The organism is Nitratidesulfovibrio liaohensis (genome assembly GCF_011682075.1).
GTDB classification, from domain to species: Bacteria; Desulfobacterota; Desulfovibrionia; order Desulfovibrionales; family Desulfovibrionaceae; genus Cupidesulfovibrio; species Cupidesulfovibrio liaohensis.
Map to the genome: position 1 here is coordinate 1 of NZ_VSMK01000698.1, position 13,037 is coordinate 13,037.

A 13,037-nucleotide genomic window follows, 5' to 3' on the forward strand; every position below is an offset into this window, starting at 1 on the left:
CGTGGGCTGAGCGCCAGCACGACGCCGGGCACGACTTCGAGCCGTACCTGTCGCAGGCGCAGGCGCTGGTGGAGCCCGGCGGCGAGGTGCCGGACAAGGTGCGCGCGGGCTTCCACCGGCTGTTCGGCCTGCGGGCCGAGCAGGGCGGCGACCTGCCCACGGCGGAGCGTGAGCTGGCCCGTGCGCTGGATCTGGGCGCCAAGGTGAAGACCGCGCTGGACGGCGTGCGCAAGCGGCTGGCCCGCGATGGCGGGCAGGCTGCGCCCGACACTGAAGAACGCAATGCGCCCGCACCCGGCGCTGCCCCCGAAGATCCGGCGGGCGGCGACGGGGCGGGGTAGATACTCCTCCACCCAGCCGGGGCGGCCCGGGCGGAAGCACGGCACAGGGTGCCGGTGACCGCACGCCCGGGCCCGCCCCCAACACGACAGAACGGGCCACGCCATGAGCTTCAACGCCATCACCGACCAGACTTCCACCGTCACCCTGCCGGGCGACGGCTGGTACCCGGATCTGTCCGTGGGCGAGTTCCAGCGCGTGTACCGGCTGCCCGCCGAATACGCGGAGGCGCTGGTGGAAGACCACCTTGGCCTGGCCCGGCTGTGGGCCATGCGCCAGTTGCAGGCGTGGCGCGCGGAGCAGGAGGCGGCGGGGTTCGCCAGCCTTGATGCCGTGCCCGTGTACGGCATGCCCGGTGAGGCAACGCGGCTCTTCAAGCGGGCGGTGTTCTGCCACGCCAAGGCGCTGCTGCTGGGCCAGTTCGCCACCGTGGAGCGGCGCGAGGCCGCCCGCGAAGACGCCAAGGAAGGCCCGGACGTGGCCGACCGTTTCTACGCCTGGGCGCACGACGCCATAGCCGATCTGCGCGGGCGCGGGCGCATCGACGCGGATCTGGTGTGAGGCGGGCATGCGCAAGATTTCATCCCTTGTAGACCACCTGCTGACCACCACCGGCCTGCGGCGAGAGCAGATGCACGCCTTTGCGGACAAGGGCGAGTTGCAGCCCACCGGGCGCGACCTGGGCACAACGCCCGATGGCCGCGCCCAACTGGAAGTGGGCGTGTGGAAGTACGACGCGGTGATCCGGCTGGAACGCTATGCGGGCGACGGCCCCACGCTGATGGCCATCGTGCTTGGCTGGCTGGCCGACCACGACGGCGACCGCGACGGGCTGGCCGAGCCGGAGCTGGACGTGGACATCAACGACGCCACCACCTGCGACGTGGAGCTGGCCGTGGAGTTCGAGGAACGCATCACCGTGGCGGAAGATCCGGCAGGCCCCGTGCCTTTCAACGGCAGGCGCTGGAGCGTGGCCGCGCCGGAGATCGTGGCGGCTGACGAGTTCACCTTCGGCGCACGGCGCGGGGGCGGCAATGCGTGTTAGTTTTTCCGTTTCGCCCGACCATGGCCGGTCGGCCCGGCTGGATACGCAGCTCGACGCCCTGGGCGGCGAGATCCGCGACCGCCGCAAGCATGCCCGCCGTCTTGCCGGGTACGTGCGCACGCAGACGCGGCGCAACATCCGCAAGCAGGAGACGGTGGAGGGCGCGCCCTTCGCGCCGCGCCGCGACAAGAGGGACAAGCGGGCCATGCTCGCCGGGCTGGCCAAGACGCTGGCCATCATCCCGCGCGGACCTGACGGCGGGGTAGTTGTTTCGTGGAAGAACCCGCGCGATGCCCGGATCGCCTACCGGCACCAGCACGGCGTGGGCGAGGATTGGGGGCCGCAGCGCGCGGCGCGGGCCTACGGCGTGCCGGACTACAAGGCGCGCTGCACCCGCAGGCAGGCCAAGGCGCTGCTGCGGGAAGGGTTTCGCCTGCCGGTGCCCGGCAAGGGCGGCGGCAGGGCAACGCGGCGCGTGTCGGTGATGTGGCTGGAGAAGCATTTCACCCTCGGGCAGGCGGGCCTGGTGCTGCGGCTGATGCGCACCGGCAAGCCCAAGGGGGTGCAGGATTGGCGCGATACCGTGCCTGAGCGCGCCGCGCTGGGCGTGACTGCCGCCGAGGCGGACAAGATGTGCGAACGGCTGGCGAAAAACGTGCTGGGCAGCGTGCCCAGATAGGAGACCATCCATGCTCGGAAGCGTGCAGGTAAACAACCTGAACCTGATCCAGGGCCCGCTGGAGGAAGTGGAAAACTTCTTCCTGTTCGTCGGGCGCGGCGCGGGCACCCACGAGGGCAAGCTGATCACCCTGAACACCGAGACGGATCTGGACGGGGTGTTCGGCAGCGCCGATTCGGACCTGAAGGCCCACGTGGCAGCCGCCCGGCTGAACGCCGGGCAGAACTGGAACGGCTGCGCCATCCCGCTGGCTGAAGGGGACACGTGGGCCGAGGCCGTGGATTTTGCCATGGAGCGGGTGACGGTGGAGGCCATCGCCATCACCGATCCCGTGACCCTGCCCACGGAGATAGAGGCCATGCAGGCCAAGGCCGAAACCATCATGGCCCGCTACATGCGCCCGCTGTTCTTCATCCCGCGCTGCCGGGGGCCGTTGCCCACCGAGACGTGGGAAGACTGGCTGGATGCCGTCCGCCCCGTGACCACCAACCTTGCCTGCGACCAGGTGAACCCCGTGGCCACCATCTGGGGGCCGGAGCTGGGCACCTACGCCGGGCGGCTGTGCAACAGCTCTGTCACCGTGGCCGATTCGCCCATGCGCGTGGCCACCGGCCCGCTGCTGGGCGCGTGGTCCACCCGTCCTGCTGACAAGAACGGGCGCATCCTTGACCTGTCCGTCATCGCGGCGCTGGACGCGGCGCGGTTCTCCGCCCCGCAGTGGTACCCGGACTACCCCGGCGTTTACTGGACCGACGGCAACGTGCTGGACGTGCCCGGCGGCGACTACCAGGCCATCGAAAACCTGCGGGTGGTGCAGAAGGCCATGCGCCGCATTTACCCGCTGGCCGTGTCCCGCGTGGCTGACCGGCGGCTGAACAACACCCCCGGCAGCATGGCCTCTGCCGCCATGTTCTTCATGAAGCCGCTGCGGGAGATGAGCCGGTCGCGCCAGATCCTGGGGCAGGTGTTCCCCGGCGAGGTGGAACCGCCCAAGGAAGGCGACATCGTCATCACGTGGCCCAGCAAGTACGCCGTGGAAATCTGGATGGCCGTGCGCCCCTACAACAGCCCCAAGGCCATTACCTGCAACATCCTGCTGGATCTGACCAACTACGCCTAAAGGGGGTGAGCACATGCAGCGCATCAGCGGAAAGAACTTCGACATCACCATCGGCACGCTGGCCATCACCGTGTCCAAGGCATCTCTGAAGATCGAGGACGGCACAGAGGTGGCCCAGGACAACGGCGTGCCCAACGGATGGGTTTCCGGCGACGCGAAGGCCGACGGCGAGATCGAGTTGGACGCCCTGGGCGTGCGCCTGCTGGGCGAGGCGGCGAAAAGCGCCGGGTCGTACCGCGAACTGCCCCTGTTCGACATCCTCTACTTCGCCAAGACCGGCGACGGCGAGGAAATGAAGGTGGAGGCCTTCGGCTGCAAGTTCAAGATCGAAGACCTGTTGGATATCGACAAGAAGGGCGGCGAGAAGCACCTGACCAAGCTGAAGTACATGGTCACCAGCCCGGATTTCGTCCGCATCAACGGCGTGCCCTACCTGTCCAAGGCGGACACGGAAGGGCTGATGGGTTCGCAGAACTAGCATGGCCGACGCAGCGGACATTGCCGCCGAACGGGAGTGCATTCTGCGGCAGGAGGCGCTTGCCCGCCTGCACTCCGCGCGCGGCGCGCAGCGGGCCGACCTCACCAGTAGGGCCACCTGCGAGGAATGCGGCGACCCCATACCAGAGGCCCGGCGCGCGGCGGTGCCCGGCGTGCGCCTGTGCATCACCTGCCAGAAGGAGCTTGAAGCATGATCGACCGGAACAATCCCCCCCGTGGCGTGCGCAACAACAACCCCGGCAACCTGCGACACGGTTCGCCGTGGGAAGGGCTGGCGAACGAGCAGGGCGATTCCGCCTTCTGCACCTTCGTGCGGGGCGAGGACGGCCTGCGGGCGCTGGCCAAGGTGCTGCTGAAGTACGAGCGCGACGGCCTTAACACCGTGCGGGGCATCCTGAACAAGTACGCCCCGGACACCGAGAACGACACCGAAGGCTACATCGCCCACGTGGCGGCACGCATGGGCGTGGCCCCCGGCGCGGGCATCAGCGTGAAGGACAACCTGGAGCCGCTGATGCGGGCCATCGTGGATCACGAAAACGGCAAGGGTTGGGCGGACCACTACGCCCCGATCACCTACGCTGCGGCAATCCGCCGCGCCAAGGGGATGGCGTGAACCGGCTGCTGGCCATTGTGGCCGGGGCAGGCGTGCTGTGCCTGGCCCTGTGGTGGCAGGCGGAGACCATCAAGGATCTGCGTGGCGACCTGGAGACGGAGCGCCGGTCGGTGGCCACCCTGGAAGAGGCAAGGCAGGCCAACGTCCAGACCATTGAGCTGCTGCGCGGCGACATCAAGGTCCGGGACGATGCCATCATCCGCCGCGACAGAAAGGTGGAGGCTCTGGAACGGGAACAGGCGACGGCCCTGCGCGCCTACAAGGAAGAGGTGCAGAACGATGAAGCTACTCGCGCTTGGGATGCTGTGCCTGTGCCTGCTGCCGTGCATCGGCTGTTCGGCAAGGGTGGAACGGGTGCCCGTACCGGTAACGGAACGGGTGCTGCCCCCGGCCTCGCTGATGCGGGAGACGTCGGTACCGGAGTGGAACGGCGTGACCAACGGTGACCTGTCGGGATTCGCCAAGCAAATGGAAGGGGCCGTGAACCGATGCAATGCCGACAAGGCCGAATTGCGGGCATGGGCGGCGGATACCGCCACGAGGCCGGGCAAATGACCGAGGTCAAGGAGTGGCTGGCCAGCACGTGGCTGGTGCTTGCGCTGTCCGTGGCGGGCGGCATGGCCCGCGCTGCCAAGTGTGGGGAACGCAGCCTGTGGGCGTGGTTCTGCTCTGTCCTGGTGGCGCTGTTTGCCGGGGTGGTGACCAACCTGATCCTGGTGGACCTGACCTCGTTGCCCGAAACGGCCCGCGTGGCCTGTGCATCCGTCTCCGCCTATTCGGGCGGGGCCGTGCTGGATGCCTTGCAAACCCGCATTGCCGACGTTCTGGCCGCGTTGCTGGGCGCTCGGCGTGAATCGCAACCGACACAAGGAGATGACCGTGGACAAGACCATTAAGCTGACCGTGAATGGCCGCGAACTGACCTTCAACATGAGCCTTGGTGTCTACAATCGCTATATCAACGAGTTGCAGCCTACCAGCAAGGTTGGCCCGGCGCAGAACCTGTGCATGCGCACCGTGACCGATGAAAGCAAGGCGGCCCTGCAGGAGTTGATGCAGCAGCCCGGCATGGCCGTGCAGATCGCCAGCAAGCTGTTCGAGGACTACACGCCCGACATCGAGATCGAGGTGGGAAAGTAGAGGCGCGGGCGGAGGCCCTTGCGGAGAACGGCGCGGCGCAGCTTGTCGTGCTGGCCAGCAAGTGGTTCCCCGGTCGCGCCGTGGATGCGGAGGCCATGGCCGAGGCGCTGTGGCTTGAACGGGATCATTGGGAAAAGATGACGGTGGCCGTGTGCAACGGCATCGCCAAGGCGTTCAACGGATAGGGGGTAGTGCGTGGCCACCAAGCTGGAGCGGTTGGAGTTTGCCATCGGGCTGAAGGATCAGGCATCGGGCAAGCTGGGGCAACTGCGGTCTTCGCTGGACAAGCTAACCAGCGGCGTCAGCCACCAGTTTGGCCAGGCGCGCGACGGCGTGTTGGGCGCGGTGGCCACCGGCTATTCCATTCACCAGATGGTGGCCCCGGCCATCGACCTGAACCGGGCGCTGGGCGAGGTGTCCAGCCTTGGCCGGTCGGATACCGGGTTGGCCGTGCTGCAGGCCGAGGCACAGAAGTTCGCCATGGCCTACGGCGGCAGCGCCGCAGAGGTCATCCGGGCCGGGTACGATATCCAGTCGGCCATCGACGGGCTGACGGACAAGGAACTGGCCCGGTTCACCGCTGCATCCGGCGTGTTGGCCAAGGCGTCCAAGGCCGACGTGGCAACCATGACCTCGTACATGGGCACCATGTACGGGATCTTCAAGAATACCGCCGACGGAATGGGCAAGTCGCGCTGGGTAGAGGAGATCGCCGGGCAGACGGCCTACGCCGTGGGCCTGTTCAAGTCGTCCGGGTCGGAAATGTCCTCCGCGTTCACCGCGCTGGGGGCCAACGCCACGGCGGCGGGCCGGAGCGCTGCGGAGCAGATGGCCATCCTCGGCACGCTGCAGGCCACCATGTCCGGCAGCGAATCCGGCACCAAGTACAAGGCGTTCCTTGCCGGTGTGGGCACGGCCCAGAAAGAGCTGGGGCTGAAGTTCACAGACACCCAGGGCAACATGTTGGGCATGGTCGACATCCTGGACAAGATCCGGGGCAAGTTCGGCGACACCCTGTCGGTGGCCGAAAGCGACCAGCTGAAGAAGGCGTTCGGGTCCGACGAGGCCGTGTCGCTGATCAAGCAGCTGATGATGGACACGGACGGGCTGAAGGCCAACATGGCGAACATCGCCAACATCAAGGGCATGGACAATGTGACCAGCATGGCCGCCAAGATGACCGATATCTGGGGGCGGTTGGGCGGCACGGTCAACGTGCTGGCGGGCAGCTTTGGCCAGAAGCTGCTGCCTCCGCTGGAGGAGATCGTGGGCAAGGGGGTGGCCGTGCTGCAAACCCTCATCCGCTGGATCGACCTAGCCCCCAACCTTGCCCGCTGGGTGGGCTACGGGGCCATCATGGTCATGTCGCTGGCCACCGTGATGGGCCTTTTCACCGCCGTGGTGGCAGTGAACCGTGTTGCGCTGATGGCGCTGGGCGGGCCGCTGAAACTGGTGGCGTTCACGTTCGGGCTGCTCACAAAGCTCACGGGCTTGCAGACGGCGGCGACCTGGCTATTCAACGCTGCCCTGTGGGCCAACCCCACGACGTGGATTGTGTTGGGCATCGTGGCGCTGATCGCCGCCGTGGGCGCGCTGGTCTACTGGTGGGATGATCTGAAAGCCGCGTTCCTGGACACGGCGTGGGGCCAGGCCCTCATGAAGACCATCGAAGCCGTGATGACCCCGTTCCGCGCCCTGGGCGAAACGTGGGACTGGCTGCAGCAGAAGCTGGGGCTGTCCACCACGCCCACCACGGCAGCCATCAGCGCCGCCACGGGGGCGCCGCAAGCCGCCATCGAAAGCACGGCCACCGCGTTGACCACGGCGCAACCTATCGGCCCGCTTTCCTCGCTGGAGGCTGCCCGCACCCCGTCCATACCTGCCGGGGGGCTGCTGCAAGCCACCACCAACCAGATCAACAAGGGCCGCACGCGGCAGACCACCATCGGCAGCGTGACCATCAACGCCGACCAGCCCATGACGCCCGGACAACTGGACGAATGGGCGGCCCTTCAGGCGGGGTAGACCATGGCCGAATACATCGACCTGCGCATCTCCAGGGACGATCTGACGCTCGACGCCGGGGGGCAGCCCGTGCTGCTCGATGGCCGGGCGTCCATCGCCCAGGACATCCAGCACATGATCCGCGAAAGCGGCCTGCTGGTGGACATCATCGCCAACCGGGACGCCCGTGCGCGGAGCACCAACCTGGTGCGCATCACCATGGCCGTGGACGACGACGAGCGCATCGTGCCCGGAACCACGGTCATCCGCGAATCGGCCCTGGGCGAATACTGGCTTACGGCCACCACCGTGAAATACGGCAGCATTTCGCTGCAACTGGGGGCGTGAGGTGAGGGGAGGGGAAGGCTACGCGTTGGCCACCTTGATGGGCTGTACGTCCCGCCATTCCGTCCGGGTATTGGCGGTTTCCCACAGGGTGTACGCCTGCTGCATGCCCAGCCAGAGTTCCGGCGTGGTGTCCAGCGCGCGGGAAAGGCGCAGGGCGATGTCGGGCGTGATGGACGCGCGCTCGTTGACGATGGCCGAAAGCGCCTTGCGCGAAATGCCCAGCCGCTGCGCCAGTTCGGTGATGGTGATGCCCAGCGGGTCCATGTGCATCCTGAACAGGATTCCCCCAGGGTGCGTGGGCTTTCTGGTGCGGGTACGCATGGCGGTTCTCCTAGTGATAATCCTGATAGTCCACGATATGGGCATCGCCGTTTTCGAAGCGGAATGTCAGGCGCCAGTTGCCGGATACCTTCACGGCCCAATGCCCGGCCAGATTCCCCTTGAGCGGGTGCAGGCCCGAACCGGGAAAGTTCATGTCCCGGACTTCGCGTGCGTTGTCGAGAAGATCCAGAACGTCGAGCAACTTGCGCACATGCTTCTGCTGCACGCCTTTGGTGGTGCCGTCGTAGAAGAGGTCTTCAAGGCCCTTGTGCGCGAAGCTGCGAATCATGGGGTTACTGTAACCATCTTGGTTACACGCGGTCAAGGGGGAAAGCGAACGGGAGGGGCCAATGGCCATCACCAGCGCCGCGCGTGAACTGTTCACCCTCATGCTGCGCGAGGCGGGCATGCCGGTAACGCAGGCCGAGATGCAGCAGCAGTGGGACGCCCTGAACGCGACCGAGGGCAGCCAGATTACCAACAACAGCGCGTGGTCGCCGTTCTGGCGGCTGATTTCGGCCATCGTCACGGCCCCGGCGCAATGGCTGGTGGGCCTGCTGGTGGAGCACGCGCTGCCCAACACCTTTTTGCGGTTCGCCGCAGACGCCTGGCTGGACGTGTTCGCCTGGGGCGTGGACGTGAGGCGCAAGGCGGCTGCCACGGCAACCGGGGCGGTCACCTTCACGCGGGCCACGGCAACCGGCACCCTCACCATCCCGGCGGGCACGCTGGTGGAATCGCCCCCCATCAACGATGTGACCTACCGCGTGGCCACCGTGGCGGAAGCCGTGATCCCCGCCGGGCAGCTAACCCTGACCGTGCCGGTGCAGGCCGAACAGGCCGGGGCCGCATGGAACCTTGGGCCGGGCTACTATTCCATCCTCACCAAGCCGGTGCCGGGTATCACGGGCGTGACCAACGGGGCCGACTGGCTGACCTCGCCCGGCGCGGACACCGAGGACGACGAATCGCTGCGGCTGCGGGCGCGCAACCAGTTCGCCGCCGTGGGCCAGTACCACCATGACGCTGCGTACCGTGCCCTGATTGCGGAGTTCGCCGGGGTGCGCACCGACTACCTGCACTTCGAAAAGGACGGGCCGCGCGGGTCGGGTACGGCCAACTGCCACGTGATGGTGGAAAGCGGCATACCCCCGCAGGAGTTCATCGACACCATCAACGCCTACGTCCGGGCCTCCGGCAACCACGGCCACGGCGACGACATGCTGTGCATGCCCATCGCTGCCATGCCGGTGGCGCTGGCCGTGACGGTGTACCCGGTGGCCACGGCCAGCGCAGCGCGGGCGGATGCCCTGCGCCAGGCCGTGGAGAACCGCGTGCGCTGCGCGTGGCGCGAGAACGCCGATTTCACCATGACCAGGACGTTGCCGCTCTCGCGCTTCAGCTTCAGCCGCCTGTCGGAGGAGTTGCACGCGGCACTGCCGGATCTGCAAAGCGTGGAGTTCACCCACGACGGCGAAGGCGGGGCCGTGGGCGCCGACATCGTGGCCCAGCTGCAACTGCCGGTGCTGGGCAGCCTGACCGTATCCCTTGGGGGCGCGGCATGAGTGATCTGCCGCAGCTCGACCAGCCCAGCCTGCCGTTCTGGATGGGCGGGGAGGAGTGCTCCAAGCTGTCCCGCGCCGCCCACGGCTGGTTCTCGCGCCTGGGCGAATGGGCGGCCCTGCCTGCCCGGCAGTTGGACCCGCTTACCTGTACCCCCACGGTGCTGGATCTGCTGGCCTGGCAGCGCAACGTCACCACCTACAAGGGCGAGCCGGAGCGGTTGTACCGCCTGCGGGTGGCCCACGCCTACGCCAACGCCCGCGATGCAGGCAGCGTGGCCGGGTGGGGGCGCATCTTCCAGCGGCTGGAGCTGGGCGGCGTGGCGCTGGAAGAATGGAGCGACCGGCATCCCGCAAGCGCGCCTTCCGCAGGCTACGCAGTAGGCGCGGTAGCGCCTGAGAGCGCAGGCGGCGGGCCTGACGAACTTGCTTCGGCAGGCATCCGCACTGCCGCCGCAGCGGATGATGCATGGGACATCATCGGCGTGGTGGTGGACGACACGGCCTTCCCCGACCGGCAGAACGTGCTGGAAATCATCGTGCAGGAGTATGGCCGCACCTGCCGCCGTTACCGCTTCATCAGCCGTATCCCGCAGGCCGTGAGCGTTGCCGCCTGCGCCTTTGACGACGATCACGCCACGGTGTGCGCCGTGAGCAACCCCCTCACCCTGGTTACGGCGGGCATGCGCGCCGCCGCGTTCGACAACAGCCACCACACTACGGAGGCCCACGCATGAGCGTTACCCTGACCGCCGCCGGGGAGGCCCTGATCGCCCGCTTGCAGGCGGAAGGCACCCCCCTTGTCATCGACCGGTTCGTCTTCGCGGACGTGCCGGGGCAGGATCACACCCAGCCCGCCAACCCCGCCCAGGGCGTGCCCACGGACCACGTGGTGCACGAGTTTCCCATCCCGCAGGAGTACCGGGCCTATGTGAACCCCAGCCAGGTTGTGTACTCCGCGCTGCTGGGCAGCGACGTGGGGCCGTTCTCGTTCAACTGGCAGGGCCTGTACTGCACCGAGCACGCCACGCTGGTGGCCGTGGCCACCTTTCCCCGGCTGGAGAAGCGCCGGTACGACCCGGCCACCAACACGCAGGGCAACAACCTGACCCGCAACTTTTTGCTGGAGTTCAGCGGCGCGCGCGAGCTGACGCAGATCACCGTCGAGGCGGCAGTGTGGCAGCTGGACTTTACCGTGCGCCTGAGGGGCATCGACGAGCGCGAGCGCCTGTCGAACCGGGACATCTACGGGCGCGCGGCGTTTCTGGACGACGGCTGGCTGCTGACGCACACCGGCGGCGCCTACCGGTTCGAGGCCGGGCGCGGCTACGTGGAAGGCATCCGTGCGGCGCTGCCGGAACCCGCGCCCGTGGTGCCCACCGTGACCCCGTGCGAGGTGTGGCTGGACGTGTCCATGCAGGGGCAGGGTTCGGACGTGGTCACGATGGTGACGCCGCTGTGCCTGGCCCCCGGTACGCCAAGCCCGGACTACGTGGCGGCAGCGCCGCACAACACCCCCCACTACTGCGAGAAGGTGGCCCGAATCGAGGCCAACGGCAGCGTGACGGATTTGCGGTCGCGCACCCTGGCGCTCACGCCAGAAATGTTCGGGGGGCTGTCCGCAATTGCGATGGTTGCTGCGACACGGGACATGTTGGCTGGCGCTATTGTCGAGTGGGAATGCGAGGCAATACCGACGCTCGCAGATGGCCTGCCGTTGGGGCTGGAGTTGGACGGAAGCGTGGTCTCGCTGGCTGCATTCCCGCGTCTGCTGCGCAAGTGGTGCGGTGCCGCCAAGAACGGGTCGGCTTCCGCATGGTATCGCTGCACCAGCGGTGGCGTTCGTGATACGGCAGGTGGTTATATCAAACTACAGGATCGGCGTGGCAACAGCTCGCGCGGCTGGGACCACGGGCGGGGCATTGATGCCGGGCGTGCGCTGGCAAGTGCGCAAGAGGGCACAGGCCTGACATCTGGAACGCTGTATGTGGGTGGCACCCCGGGGGCGGGCATAATTCAGAGCATTACCAACCTGGACGGTCCGTCCATGGCGTCGGCAAGTACTGCCAACAGCAACGCCGCCACAGCACAGGTGAGCATCACGTCCGGTAAGGTTCGTGTTGCGAACGTGGCCGCAATGCTCGTCGTGCTGGTTTAGCCTGGAGGAGACGAAGTATGCGCATCCATTTCCATGACCGCGAAACGAGAGAGTTCAAAGCAACCGAAGACTGGACCCCGCCGGAGCCGTGGGTGGCCCTGCCCGCCGATGCGGTGTCTGCCGATGCCGTCCCCCTGCCGGATGTGCGCGCGGGGTTTGCTCGCGTTCTCACCGCGCAGGCTGACGGCTGGGAATACGCCGAAGACCATCGCGGCGAGATGGGTTGGCTGCCCGATGGCCAGCCCCACACGATCGCTGCTTTGGGGCTGTTGCCCGAAGGCTGGAGCACCAGCGCACCTGTGCCCTCGCTGGAAAGCGTGGTTGCGGGCAAGCGCGTGGAAATCCGTAGCGGGTACGACACGGCCCTCGCGGGCGTGCTGGCCGGGGCGGAAGCGACCGCCACCGGCGTGGCCGTGGGGTCGGCCTTGATGGCCGTCACGGACCCCGACGGGCTGGAATATCTGGTGGAGCGGCTGACCGCGCGCCGGGTGGAGCTGGAGCAGGCCCTGATGGCAGCCCAGGCCAGCGCCGACCCGGTGGCCGCCGTGCTGGCCATCGTGGTCAGCTACCCGACGTAGGGGAGAGCGGCCATGCTGTGGCAACCCGTATCGTTCACGCCCCCGGCCAGCATCGGCGCTGTGGGCGACGGCCTTTCCGGTTCGCTGGGTGCGGTGGGGTCCACCGTGGCCAGCGGCGCGGCGTCCCTTGCCGGGCTGGGCCTGCCGGATGCGCCGCCGCCCTCCGGAGGGGGAGCCGCGGATCCGGCGGACATGCGTAACGACGCCTCCGGCATGCTGGCCAGCCCGTGTCCGTACATCGCGGTCACGCCGTACCAGCAGGGCGTGGGGCAGCGCCGGGGCGACCGGGCCTACCTGACGCCGCAGGGAGCCATCGGTGCCGTGGCCGGGCGCATGAGCGAGGCGCAGGACCGGCAGGCCTCCGGAGCTGAGGCAGCACCCACGGACCCCATGGAAATGGACACGGCCCTGGTGTTGCTGGTCGTGGCCGCGCCTGACGAGAGCGGTCTTGCCACCTCTTTGGGCCGGCTCAACGGGGTATTTCCCATCACCGAATTGCAGCAGGCGCAGCGGCGCGCAGGCGGGCTGGCGGGGCTGGAGCGCGACAAGTTCACCATACCGCCCGCGCCCGGCTATCCCGCATGGGGCGCTTCGTCGCCGCAGCGGGGCGGGCCGGGGCTGGCCACGTC

Annotated in this window: 20 protein-coding genes and 2 pseudogenes; 20 read left to right on the plus strand and 2 right to left on the minus strand. The window is 67.8% G+C overall.

Features of this window, described 5'->3' with window-relative positions:
- The 15 genes and pseudogenes from FVW27_RS17840 to FVW27_RS17905 form a co-directional block, all read left to right on the plus strand.
- Nucleotides 1–341, plus strand: a pseudogene (locus FVW27_RS17840) (phage terminase small subunit); the annotation flags it as partial.
- 103 nt (nucleotides 342–444) lie between these two features.
- On the plus strand, nucleotides 445–900 hold the full coding sequence (locus FVW27_RS17845) for a head completion/stabilization protein (protein WP_167127787.1): 456 nt from the start codon (nucleotides 445–447) through the stop codon (nucleotides 898–900).
- Between the two features lie 7 nt (nucleotides 901–907).
- Nucleotides 908–1,384 carry a phage tail protein gene (locus FVW27_RS17850; RefSeq protein ID WP_167127789.1) on the plus strand — a complete coding sequence of 159 codons (477 nt, stop codon included), beginning with the start codon at nucleotides 908–910 and terminating at the stop codon, nucleotides 1,382–1,384.
- The gene (locus FVW27_RS17855) at nucleotides 1,374–2,063 is read left to right on the plus strand and encodes a phage virion morphogenesis family protein (protein WP_167127792.1); all 690 of its coding nucleotides are present in this window, start codon (nucleotides 1,374–1,376) and stop codon (nucleotides 2,061–2,063) included. The genes FVW27_RS17850 and FVW27_RS17855 overlap by 11 nt, the downstream gene beginning before the upstream one ends.
- A 10-nt stretch (nucleotides 2,064–2,073) precedes the next feature.
- Nucleotides 2,074–3,183: a DUF2586 domain-containing protein gene (locus FVW27_RS17860; protein ID WP_167127795.1), complete on the plus strand. Its 1,110-nt coding sequence runs from the start codon at nucleotides 2,074–2,076 to the stop codon at nucleotides 3,181–3,183.
- Between the two features lie 13 nt (nucleotides 3,184–3,196).
- On the plus strand, nucleotides 3,197–3,661 hold the full coding sequence (locus FVW27_RS17865) for a phage protein (protein ID WP_167127798.1): 465 nt from the start codon (nucleotides 3,197–3,199) through the stop codon (nucleotides 3,659–3,661).
- Nucleotide 3,662: 1 nt separating this feature from the next.
- Nucleotides 3,663–3,875 carry a TraR/DksA C4-type zinc finger protein gene (locus FVW27_RS17870; RefSeq protein WP_167127801.1) on the plus strand — a complete coding sequence of 71 codons (213 nt, stop codon included), beginning with the start codon at nucleotides 3,663–3,665 and terminating at the stop codon, nucleotides 3,873–3,875.
- Nucleotides 3,872–4,297, plus strand: coding sequence for a structural protein (locus FVW27_RS17875; protein ID WP_167127804.1), 426 nt, complete (start codon nucleotides 3,872–3,874; stop codon nucleotides 4,295–4,297). Before FVW27_RS17870 ends, FVW27_RS17875 begins: the two co-directional genes overlap by 4 nt.
- Nucleotides 4,294–4,743 carry a hypothetical protein gene (locus tag FVW27_RS17880; RefSeq protein WP_167127807.1) on the plus strand — a complete coding sequence of 150 codons (450 nt, stop codon included), beginning with the start codon at nucleotides 4,294–4,296 and terminating at the stop codon, nucleotides 4,741–4,743. Before FVW27_RS17875 ends, FVW27_RS17880 begins: the two co-directional genes overlap by 4 nt.
- Entirely contained in the window at nucleotides 4,676–4,852 is a 177-nt protein-coding gene (gene lysC / locus FVW27_RS21285; protein WP_424991890.1) for an Rz1-like lysis system protein LysC, read from the plus strand. The genes FVW27_RS17880 and lysC overlap by 68 nt, the downstream gene beginning before the upstream one ends.
- The gene (locus FVW27_RS17885) at nucleotides 4,849–5,193 is read left to right on the plus strand and encodes a phage holin family protein (RefSeq protein WP_167127810.1); all 345 of its coding nucleotides are present in this window, start codon (nucleotides 4,849–4,851) and stop codon (nucleotides 5,191–5,193) included. The genes lysC and FVW27_RS17885 overlap by 4 nt, the downstream gene beginning before the upstream one ends.
- Nucleotides 5,171–5,437: a putative phage tail assembly chaperone gene (locus tag FVW27_RS17890; protein WP_167127812.1), complete on the plus strand. Its 267-nt coding sequence runs from the start codon at nucleotides 5,171–5,173 to the stop codon at nucleotides 5,435–5,437. Before FVW27_RS17885 ends, FVW27_RS17890 begins: the two co-directional genes overlap by 23 nt.
- Nucleotides 5,438–5,484: 47 nt before the next feature.
- Nucleotides 5,485–5,622, plus strand: a complete 138-nt coding sequence (locus FVW27_RS17895) for a DUF6890 family protein (RefSeq protein ID WP_167127814.1) — start codon at nucleotides 5,485–5,487, stop codon at nucleotides 5,620–5,622.
- A 10-nt stretch (nucleotides 5,623–5,632) separates the two neighbouring features.
- Nucleotides 5,633–7,462 carry a phage tail tape measure protein gene (locus FVW27_RS17900; RefSeq protein WP_167127817.1) on the plus strand — a complete coding sequence of 610 codons (1,830 nt, stop codon included), beginning with the start codon at nucleotides 5,633–5,635 and terminating at the stop codon, nucleotides 7,460–7,462.
- A gap of 3 nt (nucleotides 7,463–7,465) precedes the next feature.
- A complete protein-coding gene (locus FVW27_RS17905; protein WP_167127820.1) occupies nucleotides 7,466–7,789 on the plus strand; it encodes a DUF2590 family protein in 324 nt (107 codons plus the stop codon).
- Nucleotides 7,790–7,807: 18 nt separating this feature from the next.
- Here FVW27_RS17905 and FVW27_RS17910 read toward each other — a convergent pair whose 3' ends face one another.
- Together FVW27_RS17910 and FVW27_RS17915 are read right to left on the minus strand one after the other, a co-directional pair.
- A complete protein-coding gene (locus FVW27_RS17910; RefSeq protein WP_167127823.1) occupies nucleotides 7,808–8,110 on the minus strand; it encodes a HigA family addiction module antitoxin in 303 nt (100 codons plus the stop codon).
- A gap of 10 nt (nucleotides 8,111–8,120) precedes the next feature.
- Nucleotides 8,121–8,399 (minus strand): type II toxin-antitoxin system RelE/ParE family toxin, encoded by a 279-nt coding sequence (locus tag FVW27_RS17915; protein ID WP_167127826.1) that lies wholly within the window; start codon nucleotides 8,397–8,399, stop codon nucleotides 8,121–8,123.
- Between the two features lie 61 nt (nucleotides 8,400–8,460).
- On the opposite strand from FVW27_RS17915, the gene FVW27_RS17920 reads away from it, so the two are divergent.
- The 5 genes and pseudogenes from FVW27_RS17920 to FVW27_RS17945 all read left to right on the plus strand — a co-directional run.
- Nucleotides 8,461–9,675 (plus strand): baseplate J/gp47 family protein, encoded by a 1,215-nt coding sequence (locus tag FVW27_RS17920; RefSeq protein WP_167127829.1) that lies wholly within the window; start codon nucleotides 8,461–8,463, stop codon nucleotides 9,673–9,675.
- The gene (locus FVW27_RS21040) at nucleotides 9,672–10,409 is read left to right on the plus strand and encodes a phage tail protein (RefSeq protein WP_243838557.1); all 738 of its coding nucleotides are present in this window, start codon (nucleotides 9,672–9,674) and stop codon (nucleotides 10,407–10,409) included. Before FVW27_RS17920 ends, FVW27_RS21040 begins: the two co-directional genes overlap by 4 nt.
- On the plus strand, nucleotides 10,406–11,830 hold the full coding sequence (locus FVW27_RS17935; protein WP_167127831.1) for a phage tail protein: 1,425 nt from the start codon (nucleotides 10,406–10,408) through the stop codon (nucleotides 11,828–11,830). Before FVW27_RS21040 ends, FVW27_RS17935 begins: the two co-directional genes overlap by 4 nt.
- Nucleotides 11,831–11,847: 17 nt before the next feature.
- Nucleotides 11,848–12,408 carry a hypothetical protein gene (locus FVW27_RS17940; RefSeq protein WP_167127834.1) on the plus strand — a complete coding sequence of 187 codons (561 nt, stop codon included), beginning with the start codon at nucleotides 11,848–11,850 and terminating at the stop codon, nucleotides 12,406–12,408.
- Nucleotides 12,409–12,420: 12 nt separating this feature from the next.
- Nucleotides 12,421–13,037: pseudogene (locus tag FVW27_RS17945) on the plus strand (hypothetical protein); the annotation flags it as partial.